This is a genomic window from Streptomyces sp. NPDC040610, from assembly GCF_055594065.1.
In genome coordinates this window covers 112,935-125,434 of record NZ_JBVIXA010000001.1, presented here as the reverse complement: position 1 = coordinate 125,434, position 12,500 = coordinate 112,935, and the positions used below count along the sequence as shown (strand labels likewise).

At 71.1% G+C, this 12,500-nt stretch carries 11 protein-coding genes; 4 read left to right on the top strand and 7 right to left on the bottom strand.

Translation table 11 applies throughout. The features are described 5' to 3' along the window. Window positions 1–44: 44 nt before the first annotated feature. Window positions 45–581 carry a hypothetical protein gene (locus ACZ6AA_RS00640; protein WP_468450492.1) on the top strand — a complete coding sequence of 179 codons (537 nt, stop codon included), beginning with the start codon at window positions 45–47 and terminating at the stop codon, window positions 579–581. Window positions 582–729: 148 nt separating this feature from the next. After that, window positions 730–1,044: a hypothetical protein gene (locus ACZ6AA_RS00635; protein WP_468450490.1), complete on the top strand. Its 315-nt coding sequence runs from the start codon at window positions 730–732 to the stop codon at window positions 1,042–1,044. Window positions 1,045–1,126: 82 nt separating this feature from the next. Here ACZ6AA_RS00635 and ACZ6AA_RS00630 read toward each other — a convergent pair whose 3' ends face one another. From ACZ6AA_RS00630 to ACZ6AA_RS00605, 6 genes are all read right to left on the bottom strand, one after another. Then, entirely contained in the window at window positions 1,127–1,735 is a 609-nt protein-coding gene (locus ACZ6AA_RS00630; RefSeq protein WP_471455679.1) for a hypothetical protein, read from the bottom strand. Window positions 1,736–1,777: 42 nt separating this feature from the next. Next, entirely contained in the window at window positions 1,778–3,070 is a 1,293-nt protein-coding gene (locus ACZ6AA_RS00625; RefSeq protein WP_471455678.1) for a PE-PGRS family protein, read from the bottom strand. A 36-nt stretch (window positions 3,071–3,106) separates the two neighbouring features. After that, a complete protein-coding gene (locus tag ACZ6AA_RS00620; RefSeq protein WP_471455677.1) occupies window positions 3,107–3,955 on the bottom strand; it encodes a hypothetical protein in 849 nt (282 codons plus the stop codon). Window positions 3,956–4,087: 132 nt separating this feature from the next. Beyond that, on the bottom strand, window positions 4,088–4,684 hold the full coding sequence (locus ACZ6AA_RS00615) for a hypothetical protein (RefSeq protein ID WP_471455676.1): 597 nt from the start codon (window positions 4,682–4,684) through the stop codon (window positions 4,088–4,090). A 77-nt stretch (window positions 4,685–4,761) separates the two neighbouring features. Continuing rightward, on the bottom strand, window positions 4,762–5,982 hold the full coding sequence (locus ACZ6AA_RS00610; RefSeq protein WP_468450480.1) for a mucin-2: 1,221 nt from the start codon (window positions 5,980–5,982) through the stop codon (window positions 4,762–4,764). A 113-nt stretch (window positions 5,983–6,095) separates the two neighbouring features. Then, the gene (locus tag ACZ6AA_RS00605; protein ID WP_468450478.1) at window positions 6,096–6,908 is read right to left on the bottom strand and encodes a hypothetical protein; all 813 of its coding nucleotides are present in this window, start codon (window positions 6,906–6,908) and stop codon (window positions 6,096–6,098) included. A 272-nt stretch (window positions 6,909–7,180) separates the two neighbouring features. On the opposite strand from ACZ6AA_RS00605, the gene ACZ6AA_RS00600 reads away from it, so the two are divergent. Next, the gene (locus ACZ6AA_RS00600) at window positions 7,181–7,438 is read left to right on the top strand and encodes a hypothetical protein (RefSeq protein WP_468450476.1); all 258 of its coding nucleotides are present in this window, start codon (window positions 7,181–7,183) and stop codon (window positions 7,436–7,438) included. 116 nt (window positions 7,439–7,554) lie between these two features. Continuing rightward, window positions 7,555–12,006: an FtsK/SpoIIIE domain-containing protein gene (locus ACZ6AA_RS00595; protein WP_468480342.1), complete on the top strand. Its 4,452-nt coding sequence runs from the start codon at window positions 7,555–7,557 to the stop codon at window positions 12,004–12,006. A 118-nt stretch (window positions 12,007–12,124) separates the two neighbouring features. Here the strand turns inward: ACZ6AA_RS00595 and ACZ6AA_RS00590 are convergent, their stop codons facing one another. Continuing rightward, complete coding sequence (locus ACZ6AA_RS00590; protein WP_051811534.1) at window positions 12,125–12,403, bottom strand: WXG100 family type VII secretion target; 279 nt, start codon at window positions 12,401–12,403, stop codon at window positions 12,125–12,127. Window positions 12,404–12,500: the final 97 nt, after the last annotated feature.

The following is a 12,500-nucleotide window of genomic DNA, read 5'->3' as shown; positions in this document are numbered from 1 at the left end:
CCCGTAGCGCCTCTCACCCGGCCGGATCCGACAAGGAATGGAACATGACGTACGTCGAGAAATCCCCCAAGACCTGGTCCGGTGTGTGCATCGGTGTCTATCTGGCCGGAATTGGCTACATGGGGGTGCAATCCCTTCCCGAGGACTTCGGCGTCTGGCTCGGCGTTTCCGGGCTGTTCCTCCTGTTGCTGCTGCCGTGCCTCGCCGTACCGATATCGAAGCGGATCTACCACCGCATCGAGATCGACGCCACGACGCTGCGCGTCGGCCGTGAGCGCCTGCCGCTGACGGACATCGACCCCGCGTCGGTCCGCGCCGCCGCCCAGGGCCAGCTGCCCAGCGCGCCGCAGCGCTACGCCACCTCCCTGAACACCCCGAACGCCCTCTCCCCCGACGTCCGGGGCAGCCACGCCAACCCCCGGCTCATGGGCGGCGCCTGGGGCATGCCGATGGGCATGGACAGCGTGGTCATCGCCACCCGGCGCGGGGAATTCCTGACTGTCGCCACCCGCGACCGCGCCGCTTTCCTGCAGGCCCTGTCCGCTCCGCTGCACCCGGCCGCTCCACCGCAGCAGTACTGATGCACAGCTGTTGAGGAGTGGCTCGATGTCGCTGGAATCCGGCCAGTAGAGTCTGGCGGGCCAAGGCCGGTCCGCTGCCGCAGACGTCCCTGTCCCGAACAGGGTCGGGTGGCGGGCCGGGACCCGTTCACCGATCGGAGACATCGAGTTGCGCAAGCTTTCGCTCGCAAAGCGGTCCATAGCCGTCGGGGTCACCAGCCTCGCCGTGCTCGCCATGACCGGCACGGCCCACGCCGCCCCGGCCCAGGCGCGCGCCGCCGCCCCCTCGTGCGTCAAGGTCAAGGTCGACAAGGGGATCATCTCGCAGACCGCGTACGTCACGAACAAGTGCTCGTCGACGAAGCGCGTCAAGGTCCGCTGGTCGTTCGCCCCCGACTCCGGCTGCAACACCCTCAAGCCCGGGCAGAAGTTCAAGACCAAGCGGGGGCTCGCGGCGCAGTTCGACGGGTTGCCGTTGTGCTGAGTCCCTTCGGCGTGAAGCCACGTCACTGAGGCCACTGGCGTGCGGCCACGTCGCTGAAGCCGGTGCCCGGCCCGGGCACCGGCTAGTAGCTGGACTCCCCGGGCCGGGGGTCCAGCACCTTGCCGAGCAGCCCTGACACCCGCTCCGACGCCGTGAGTTCACGCGTGTCGATGTGCTCGAAGGCGATCGCCAGGGCCAGGTCCAGCGCGTCCGCCTCCGCCTCGCCCGTCACGGCCCCGAAGCTGCCGTGCCCCTTGCCCCGCGGGTTCTTGCCGCGGGTCATGGTGATCTCCACCCCGGGGCGACTCAGCACCGCCCCGCGCTCGAAGCCCGTCACCACGTACGTGTACGCCCGCCCCTGGCACGTCATCCGCAGCGCCCGCGCCTTGTTCCGGAGCGCCTTCGCGTTGAAGTCGAGCGGCACGCGCTCACCGGCCACGTCGAACCGGGCGTTCCGCAGGTTCGGCCGTGCGGGCCCCACCGTCCGGAACACCACGTCGGGCATCCGCTCACCGTACAGCCGCGTCTCGTACTGCCGGTTGCCGCCCTTGAGGCCGGGCTTGCGCCATTCGACCTCGACGGTGACGTCCCCGAAAGGGCCCACCGTCCCGGTCAGCCCGTGCACCTTCTCGGCGTGGCCGGGCAGCTTCCTGCCCCGGTACCACTCCAGCTCGAATTGAAAGTCCGACATGATTCCTCATTGTGGAGCACGGGTCCCCGGCAGCTCGCGCGGCTACCAGTTCATGGGATTCAGCTTCGATTTCGCCACGCTCTTCCCGAAGTCCTTCGCCTTGTCCCCGACCCAGTCCTTGGCCTTGCCCGCGCCTTCCTTGATGTCGTCCCAGTGCTCGACGACCTTCGCCCCGCCGTAGACGACGCCGGTGACCACCGTCGCACCGATGGTGAACGGGTTGGGCGCGACCATCGCCGCCGTCAGGGACGCGTTGAAGCCGACCTCCGCCACATCCGCGACGTATCCGGCGCCCTTCTTCTTGAACGCCTCGACGGGGTTCCCCTGCGCCCAGACGTTGGCCGCGCTGACGCCCGTGGACAGGGCGCTGGCGCCGACACCGGCGACGCGCAGGAAACCGCCCGCCTTGCTCGCCGCGCCGAGGCCCTTGAGGAACGGGGACGCCGTCTTGCCCGCCGCGATGACGGCGGGGCGGGCGTTGTTGAGCCGCTGGAAGTACGCGGCCGAACGCCCGACGCGCAACAGGTTGGCCTGCCCCGAGCGTGTCACGAACGCCCCGGAGTGCGTCAGCCCGCCGTACCGGGCCGCGAGCGCGTCCGAGCCGACCAGGAAGTTGATGCCCCGGGTGACGAGCGGCGAGCGCACCCCGGGCAGGGTGCGGAACGCGTCCCAGCCCCGCGACAGCAGGTCCGCGCGCAGCCCCGCCGTGAACGGAACGCGGCTGGCCTGCTGATAGAGCCTGCTGCGGGTGAAGAAGTTGCCCAGCTGTCCCGGCAGCCAGCTGCCCGGAGCCGCGAGCGACCGCAGCTCACCGGCGGGGATCTGCAGCAGGCGGCGCTGCAGGGCGGCGCGGAAGGACCCTCTGCCCAGCCAGGAGGACTCCACGGCCGCCCGCAGCAGGCCCTGCTTCCAGGAGTTCTTGAGGAAGACGTTCCCCATGCCGAGGCTCGCGGCCAGCGTCAGTCCGCCGATCTTGGCCGCGCCGGTGACCTCCATGGCGGTCTTGATGAACGCCTCGATGTCCTTCTCGCCGAGCTCCTTCAACCCGGGCACCTTGGCCAGGTAGTACGCCTCGATCCGCGCCAGCCAATCGCTGTACGTCTCCCGGTGGCCACGCTCGAAGAGCTGCTCGCCGCGGACGAGTGTCGCGCGCTTGCGCAGGTCGGGTGGGGTCGTGGTGACCCAGGTCCGCATCGGCTTGATGGGGCCCAGCTTGTCGGTGACACCCAGCGTCGAGGCACGGGTGAAGGCCTCGTCCAGTTTGTCCGCCAGGCCGCCCTTGCCGTCCATGAGCTTGGCGAGCTGGTCCAGGTCGTCCGGATTGACGTTCCGCATTTCTCATCCCCCTGAGTACGTGCGTGACCGCGTGCGCTAGGCCGACGCTCCGGTGCCGACCAGCTCCGCCTTGTCCGGCAGCAGGTCGGCGAGCTTGTCCCAGACCTCGCCGGCGCTGGAGCGGACGAGCCGCAGCGTGCTCTCGGGGCCGACCTGCCCCTCCTTGACGGGCTCCTCCGGCTGCACCCGCAGCCAGTGCCCGTGCGGACCGCAGTCCCACACGGCGATGGAGCGCACCGACTCGCCCGCAGCCTGCGCGCGCTCGTCGCCCCAGGCCGTGGTCACGCGCCAGGTCGAGTCCAGGGACAGGGTGAGCTCGACGAGCGCGGTCAGCTCGGGGTCGGTGAGGTCGCTCGCCGCGGCCAGGGCGGAGACGGCCGTGGCCCTCGCCGCGTCCAGGTCGTCGCTCGCGCCGCTCTCCAGCGCGGCGAACACCGCGTCGAGCGCGCCCATCGTCGTGGTGATCTCGGTGACGCCCGCGGACGCCGGCTCGTCCTGCTCGCCCCGGCGCAGCTTCACCTTGCGGGCCAGCTCCCACACCAGGGTCTTCGGCTCGATCGGTACGTACTCCGACTCCTCGTCGCCGGGCCACGCGTCGTGGGAGTACACGGCGTCCTGCCCCACGACGACACCGTGCACGAGCGTGCCGTGCTGGCCGGTCACCTCGGCCTGGATCATCACCAGCGGCCGGGCGAGGGTGGTGAGGAACTCCATGAGCAGCGGGGAGAGTTCGCCCTCGGCGCCCACCAGACCGATTTGCTGAAGCTCACCGAGGGAGTGGTGCAGCTCGGCGGGCGGGGTCTCCTTCTCCAGGAGGTGGGCGAAGACGGCGATGTGGCGGTCGGCGAACTTGAAGCGGCCGCGGGAGCTGTCGAGTGAAGGCATGCCCCTCAGTCTCGCTTGCTCGGGTCCCGTCCCTGATGGCGGGGTGGGTACGGCGGCGAAGCGGCGAACGGCCCGGGGCGCGGCGGGAGCCGCCCGCACCCCGGGCGGCCCCCGCCGAACGGGCGGGCGTGCTCAGGAAGCGACGCGGGAGAAGATCCTCCCGGGGGCGGAGATCATCGCTCCGCCCAGCGACAAGTTGCGGGTGTAGACGCCCTCGAAGAGGATCGCCAGGCTCAGGTCCACCGAGTCCGTCGCCCCGGCGGTGGTGCCGGAGATGGTCTTCGGGTTCTTCCACCCGGAGCGCGTCATCACGACGGAGGCACCGGCGCGCTCCAGCGTGTGGTGTCTCTTGTTCCGGTCCTCGCGGTACGTGTACTCCCGCCCCAGCGCCGCGATCCGCAGGGCCCGGCCCCGCCGGTCGGTGCTCCACGCGCCGCGCGAGTACGTCGCGGTCTGGCCCGCGACGGTCAGGACACCGCGGGCCAGGCGCGGCTGCACGGTGTAGCCGAGGCCCTGGAAGGTGGACGGCGGGATGCTGTCGCCGCGTACCGCCGTGCCGACGTACAACCCCTGGTCGGCCACGGGCACCACCTCGCGCGCCGGGTAGGCCAGCTCGACACCGCCCAGGTTGCCGACCTCGCCGGTCCACCAGTAGACCCGGTCGCGGAGCCTGACCTGGCCCGTCGGCTCACCGCGCCGCAGCTCGAAGGAAAACCCGCCGCTCACCATTCCCGACCTTCCCCACTTCTCCACGCCGCGGCCGCTCGAGACCGGCCGCGTACGGACACCGCGGCCGGGTGGCCGCGCTAACCGAACGGATTGAGCGACTTCAAAAGTTTCTTGCCGCCTTCCTTGACCTTGTTCACCCCTTCACCGACCTTGTTCTTCGCCCAGGTCCCGGCCTCGGCGACCTTGCCGGGGAACTGTTTGACCTTGTCCCAGTTGTCGATCACGGAGGAGACGCCGTAGACGACACCCGTGACCGCGGCGGCGCCGATGGTCACCGGGTTGGGCGCGATCATGGCGGCGGTGAGGGAGGCGTTGAAGGCCACGCCGGAGACGTCCGAGATGTACCCGGCCTTGTCCCGTTTGAAGGCCTCGATCGGATTGCCCTGCTGGACGAGGTCGAACGCCCCGATGCCGGTGGCGGCGATGCTGCCCGCGATGCCGGTGGCGCGCCACCAGCCGGAGGTCCTCGCCGCCGCGCTCGCACCGGAGGCGAAGGCCGCGAGGCGGCTGCCGCCCGTGGCGGTCCTCAGGGCAGCCGCGTTCTTCCCGACCTTGACGAGGCTGGCTTCCCACGCCCACTGCTTGCCTGCGAGGGCGGCGTAGTTGTCCGCTCCCGTCAGGACGTTGAGGATCGCCGACGGTGTCCTGGCGCCGATCGCGGCGCCCTGCCGGGCGATGCCGGACGGAATGTAGCTCGGCGCCTTGCCCTTGAGGATCTGCGCGAGCGTCGTTCCGGGCGCCTTCAGGAACTCGCCCTTCTTGAAGTACTTGTAGAGGCCCAGCGTGCCGGCGGCCGCCACCTTGAAGGCCCCGGGGACCGTGGAGGCGAACGCCGTCAGCTCGATGTAGTCGCTGACGACCTCACCCAGGTTCTCGTTGCCCGTGACCTTCGCGACGGCCTCGCCCTTGATGCGGGTGACCCAGTCGCTGAGGGTCTCGTGCTCCCCCTTCTTCAGCCAGCTGGGGTCGAACTTCCCGCCGTTGGCCACCGAGGCGTTCGCGATGAGCATGATGTCCGGCGGCAGGTTCGCGTCCTTCAGCTGCTCCTGCGTGAAGCCCGCGTACAGGGCGGCGGCGAGCGGGTCGCCGTCCCCCGCCCTGATGATGGCCGCCCGCCTGCGCAGGTCGGGGGCCGTCTTCGTCACCCAGGACGTCATCGGGTTGATCGGGGCGAGCTTGTCCCGCACGCCGAGCGTCGAGGCGCGCGTGAAGGCCTCGTCGAGGCGGTCCTGCAAGTTGCCCTTGCCGTCGATGAGCTTCGCCAACTGCTCGAGATCCGCCGGCTTGGCCAAGCGCATGGAGCTGTCCGTCACTTGTCCCCCTGAGTCCAACCTGACTGCATCGCGTTCGCTGGTTCGGCGACTGCCCCGCGGACGGCCGCTTCGGCTTCCATTCGGACGACCGCCGGGTACTACGCGGCCGGATCGACGAGGAGCTGGTCCTGATCGGGCAGGAGGTCCGTGATCCGCTCCCAGAGCTCCTTGGCGGTGACGCGGCGCACCTTCAGCTCACTGCTCTCGTCCACCTGGCCCTCGCGGACCGGCTCGGCCGGTGCCTCCCGGACCCAGTAGCCCTCCAGGCCGCAGTCCCACACGGCGAGCGCGGAGACGCCGAGGCCGTCCGGGACGTCCTCGCCGCCGGGCCAGGCCACGGTCATCCGCCACATGCAGTTGAGGTGCGACAGGACCTCGGCCAGGCGCACCGGGGCCTGCACGGCCTCGGCGACGGCCTCGTACTCCTCGTGGCCCTCGGACTCCATCCGGTCGAGGACGGCGTCGAGCACGCCCATCGTCGAGACGATCTCCTCGCCGACGTCGGCGGCGTCCGTGACGTCGGCGGGCCCCTTGTGCAGGTCGACCATCCGGGACAGCGCGAAGACGAGCATCTCCGGCTCCACCGGGACGTACTCCGACTCCTCCTCGCCCGGCCAGCCCTCGTGCGCGAAGACGAAGTCGTTGCCGACCACCGCGCCGCTGGTCGACACGCCCTGCGGGCCCGTCATCTCCACCCGGGCGATGACGTGCGGCTCCATCAGCGTCGACACCAGCGGATACAGCTCCGCCGAGATCTTCTCGTCCGCGTCCAGGATCCCCGCGTCCCGCAACTCCGCCCGCGCCTGCGCCAGCTCGTCCGGAACCTCTCCCTCCTCCACCAGGAGTCCAAGCACACTGATGTGCGCGTCCGCGAGGCGCAGTCGCCGCCGAGCCGGATCCATCGCAGGCATTCTCTACTCCTCTGAACCTCTGTACCGCTGAACCGCTGGCTTACGGTTTTCGGACTCGTCCGACGGATTGACGCTATCCACAGGGGTCACAGTTCCGCCAATGGTGATATGCGGTCAAGCCCCTCAAAGCAGGCAACTCAACTCCATGTGCTCTCTCGAATTCCCCGGAGAACTCCCGCCCGCATGCCTTCGCGCGCCTGCCCTTCGACACCGTCGAGACCCTCTGAGTACTCTCGTACCGGTATCGGCAGTCCAACGGGGAGGTAGCCGCGGTGGCGGATCCAGAGCTGCAGGAACAGGCCAAAAGGGCGGGGCAGTTGCGTAGCCTCGCGGATCATATCGAGGACCTTCCGAAGGCCACGCGTGACTTCTCGACGAAGCAGATGAAGCAGTGGGCCGGGCCGCACGCGGACGATGTGCGCGGCGACTTGGGGGGCTGGAAGACCAAATGCGAGAACGTCGCCGAGGCGCTGCGGGAAGTGGCCCGGCAATGCGACCAGGCCGTCAAGGACGCCAAGAAGGACAAGTAAGGGCGAGTAGGCGTATGCAAGGGTAAGCAGGGGCGATTCAGGGCGCGCGGGAGTTCTCGCGACGCTTTGTCGTGTTTGTGGTGAGTGCGGGCTGAGGCCGAGAGGAATTTGTCGGTATGCGGGTAATGGTGACCGTCGTGCGGGAGGGCGCGGCGGCGCAGGACGTGTTCCTGGCGGTCGAGGAGGACGCGACGGTCGCCGACGCCGCGGCCTGCCTGACCGTCGCGGCCGACTCCAGCAACGTGGTCACGGGGCGCTTTCCCGGGACCCTCGGAGTCGGGCCCGGCGCGCCCAAGGCGCCGGGGACGGGGCGCATACCGAGCCTGTGGGTGGACGGGACCCTGCACGACCCCGCGGCCCCCGCGTCCTCCGCGCTGCGCGACGGCGTGCGCGTCACCACGGACGACTCCATCGGCCCGTTCCTGCGGGCCGGCGAGCCCGCGGGGCGGTACGAGCTGCGGGTGTGCGGCGGCCCCGACACCGGCCGCATCACCCGCGTCCAGGCGGGCACGGTGAGCGTCGGCTCCGCCCCCACCTGCACGCTCCCCGTGGCCGACCCCTCCGTCCCCGCCCTCGCCCTGCGCCTGTCGGTGAACGTCGGCGGCGAGGTCACGCTGCACCCGCAGGACGGCGTACCCCTCGTCCTCGACGACTCGCCCGTCGCCACCGACTGCCCCTGGCCCGTGGGCCAGCTCATCCGCGTCGGCGACACCCGGCTCGTCCTGGCCGAGGCCGAGGCGCCGGACGCGCACCTGGCGCCGACGGACGACGGCGGCTACGCCTACAACCGCCCGCCCCGCTTCTCCCCGCTGCGGCACCGCCCCCGGCTCACCGTGCCCGCCGAGCCGGTCAAGGGCGAGGGGCCGCGGCTGCAGCTGATCACTTCCTTCATCCCCGCCCTGTTCGGTCTGACGATGTACTTCATGACCAGGCAGGTCTACACGCTGCTGTTCTGCGCCATGAGCCCGCTGATGATGCTCGGCTACTGGTTCAGCGAGGCCCGCCACACGCGCAAGAAGTACAAGCAGGAAGTGAAGGAGTACCGGCGCGCCCTCGTCGAGTTCGACGCGCAGGTGATCGAGCTCGGCAAGGCCGACCAGCGGGCCCGCCGAGCCGCCCACCCCGACCCGGCGGAACTCCTCCTGTACGCGACCGGCCCCCGCCGCCGCCTCTGGGAGCGGCGCCTCGTCGACCCGGACGTGCTGCAACTGCGGGTCGGCCTCGCCGAGCAGCAGGCCGAGATCGAGCTGCGGGCCGCCAAGGGCAGCAGCTTCGACGACCCGCCGCAGCCGCCCCTCATCGCCGACGTCCCCGTGGTCCTGCCGCTGCCCGAGCTCGGCGTGATCGGCGTGGCCGGTGAGCGCCGCATCGGCCTCGCCGTCGCCCGCTGGCTCCTCGCCCAGGCCACCGGCCTGCACAGCCCGCGCGACCTCTCCCTCGTCGTGCTCTCCGCCGCCCCCGACGCCAAGGACGCCTGGGACTGGGCGCACTGGCTGCCGCACACGGCTCCCCAGAGCGGCCAGGACTGCCTGTCCCTCGTCGGCGCGGAGCCCGAGCTGGTCGGTCGCCGCATCCACGAACTGCAGGCCGAGCTGGAGCGCCGCAAGGCCAGCTCGTCGGACTTCGGGGCGTCCAACCGGCTGCGCCCCGACCCGTTCACGCTGGTCGTCCTGGACGGGGCCCGGCTGCTGCGGCGGATGCCCGGCGTACCGCAGCTGCTCCAGGAGGGCCCGCAGCACGGCATCTTCGCGATCTGCGTCGACGAGGACGACCGGCTGCTTCCCGAGGAGTGCAAGGCGGCCGTCATCGGCCTGCCGGACCGGCCGAGCCACGTACGGATCAGCGGCGGCGGCCTGGAGGACATCGGGGACGTCCTGGCCGACCAGGTGTCCGGCGCGTGGTGCGAGCTGGTGACGCGGTCCCTGGCACCGGTGCGCGACGTCAGCCAGGACGACGCCGACGCCGCCCTGCCGACGGCGGCGCGCCTGCTGTCGCTGCTCGGCATGCCGGACCCGGCGGGCGCGGACGTCGCCAAGATCTGGCGGCAGGGCGGCTCCACCACGGCGGTGCCCATCGGCATCGCCGCCGACGGCGTCTTCACCCTGGACATCCGCAAGGACGGGCCGCACGCCCTGGTCGCGGGCACCACCGGCGCGGGCAAGTCGGAGCTGCTGCAGACGATCATCGCCTCGCTCGCGCTCGCCAACCGCCCCGACGCCCTGAACTTCGTCCTCATCGACTACAAGGGCGGCTCCGCCTTCCAGGACTGCGCCCAACTGCCGCACACCGTCGGCATGGTCAGCGACCTCGACGCCCACCTCACCGAGCGTGCCCTGGCCTCGCTCGCCGCCGAACTCAAGCGGCGCGAGGAGATCCTCTTCGACACGGGCACCAAGGACCTCGAGGACTACAACGACACCCGCAAGATCCGCCCCGACCTGGAGCCGATGCCCCGGCTCGTCCTGATCATCGACGAGTTCGCGTCCCTCGTCGCCGAACTCCCCGACTTCATCGCGGGCCTCGTCGACATCGCACGCCGCGGCCGCTCCCTCGGCGTCCACCTCATCCTGGCCACCCAGCGGCCCGCCGGTGTGGTGAGCGCCGACATCCGCGCCAACACCAACCTCCGCATCGCCCTGCGCGTGACCGACGGCGGCGAGTCCTCCGACGTGATCGACGCGCCGGACGCGGGCGCCATCGCCAAGTCCACGCCCGGCCGCGCCTACGTACGGTCCGGGGCGCAGTCCCTGGTGGCCGTGCAGTCGGCGCGCATCGGTGGCCGCAGGCCCAGCAACGACTCCGACCGGCCGAAGGCGACCGCGTTCCCCGTGGACTGGGCCTCCTTCGGCCGCCCCGCGCCCCGGCTCGCCACGAACGACGACGACGGCACGCTGGTCACCGACCTGAGCGTGCTGGTCGGCGCCATCCGCGAAGGCGCCGAGCTGATGGGCTTCGGCGAGCAGCGCAGCCCGTGGCTGCCCCCGCTGCCCGACCTGCTGTGGCTGGGCGACCTGCCGGACGCACCGGAGGAGGAGCCCCGCGCGGCCGACGAGGTGGCGCCCATCCGCATCGGCCTCACCGACCTGCCCGCACAGCAGCGGCGTACGCCCCTCGCGCTCGACCTGGTGCACGGCGAGCACATCATGCTGGCCGGTGGCGCCCGTTCGGGCCGGTCCACGGCGCTGCGCAGCCTCGCCGGTTCGCTGGCGCGCGACACCTCGCCCGCCGACGTGCACATGTACGGCATCGACTGCGGCGCCAACGCGCTGCTCCCGCTGGCCAATCTGCCGCACTGCGGCGCCATCGTCACCCGCGACCAGCCCGACCGGGTGCGCCGCCTGCTCGACCGGCTCTCCGCCGAGATCTCACGGCGGCAGCAGTTCCTCGCCCTGGAGGGCCTGTCCAGCGCGGCCGAGCAGCGGGCCACCGCCGCGCCCGCGGACCGGCTGCCGTGGATGGTGCTGCTCGTCGACAACTGGGAGGGCTATGTCGCGGCCCTGGAGAGCATCGACTACGGCAAGCTCGTCGACATGATCGTGAAGATCTTCCGGGAGGGCGCCGCGGTCGGCGTCAAGGTCGTCATGACCGCCGACCGCAGCGGCTTCAGCGGGCAGATCTCACCCTCGTTCGCCGACAAGCTGATCCTGCGGCTCACGGACGCCAACGAGTACTCCCTGGCGGGCCTTTCGGCCCGTGAGGTGCCCAAGGACATGCCGTCCGGGCGCGCCCTGCGCCTGACCGACCACGGCGTCCAGGAGAGCCAGATCGCCCTCCTGGCCCCGGACCCGTCCGGCCAGGCCCAGGTCGCCGCGTTGCGGGAGATCGCCCAGGAGGCACAGCGCGGGCACCCGACGCCGCCGCGCGACCGCCGCCCGCTGCGCGTGGACGAACTGCCCATGCGCATCACGCTGGAGCAGACCCGCTCCCTCGACCCGGCGTTCGTGCCGCCGTCGCCGCTGTGGGCGCTGTTCTGCGTGGGCGGCGACGAACTGGAGCCGATCGGCATCGACCTGGAGGAGTCGGGCCCCGGCTTCGTGATCGCGGGGCCGCCCAAGTCGGGCCGCTCCACGGCGCTCCTCGTGGCCGCGCGCACCCTGCTCGCGAGCCGGACGCCGCTGATCCTCGTCACGCCCCGCCGTTCGCCGTTGCGATCGCTGGAGGGCGAGGCCGGGGTGCTCGGCGTGCTGACCGCCGACAGCTCTGAGCGCGACCTGAAGGAGCTGATCGAGCGCGCGGACGGCAAGTACGCCGTCGTGGCCGACGACGCGGACATGCTCTACGACGGCTCCCTGGACCGGCCGTTGGAGGAGGTCGCGCAGAACGGCAGGGACGGCGGCATCGCGGTCATCGCGGCGGGCGCCACGGACACCCTCAGCTCGCAGTACCGCGGCTTCGTGGTCGAGGCGCGCCGCTCCCGCCAGGGCCTGATCCTGGCTCCGCAGAGCGCGTCGGACGGCGAACTGTTCAACGTCCGGGTGCCGACCGGCTCGGGCGGCGGTCCCACGGGCCGGGGCATCCTCGTGCGCGGCGGGCAGATGATGCCGGTACAGGCGATCCTCGACGCCTGAGCGACGGGGCGCCCGCTTCGGGACCCACAACGCACCTGAGGGGGGCCACCGTTGCCGGTGCCCCCCCTCATGCGCGTACCGCGGCGTCAGAGCGCCACGTCGGAGCGAGTGTGCGACGTCAGACCGACGTCGCCTGCTCGATCCGGTCGTGGCTGTTCTTGGCCGACTTGTAGGCGTCGCCCAGCGAGTCCGCGAGGCGGTTCAGCTGCGGCTTGAACTCACGCCAGTCGTCGCGGAACCGGTCGGCGCCCGGACCCTTCCAGAAGCCGTGGCTGTCGTTGGCCTGACCGTCCAGGAGGTGGATGAGGTCACGGACCTCGCCCTCCTTCTTCTGGAACGCCTCGTACAGCTTCTGGAGCTTCTCGAGTTTTGCACCGCGGTCGATGTCGTCAGCCATCGGTACCTCCCCGTATCACGAAAGTAAAGAATCTCAACTGCCACGTGGGACGCTACCGCACCTGTCAATCCCAGGTTTACCGCCCCCGAGTTCCCCG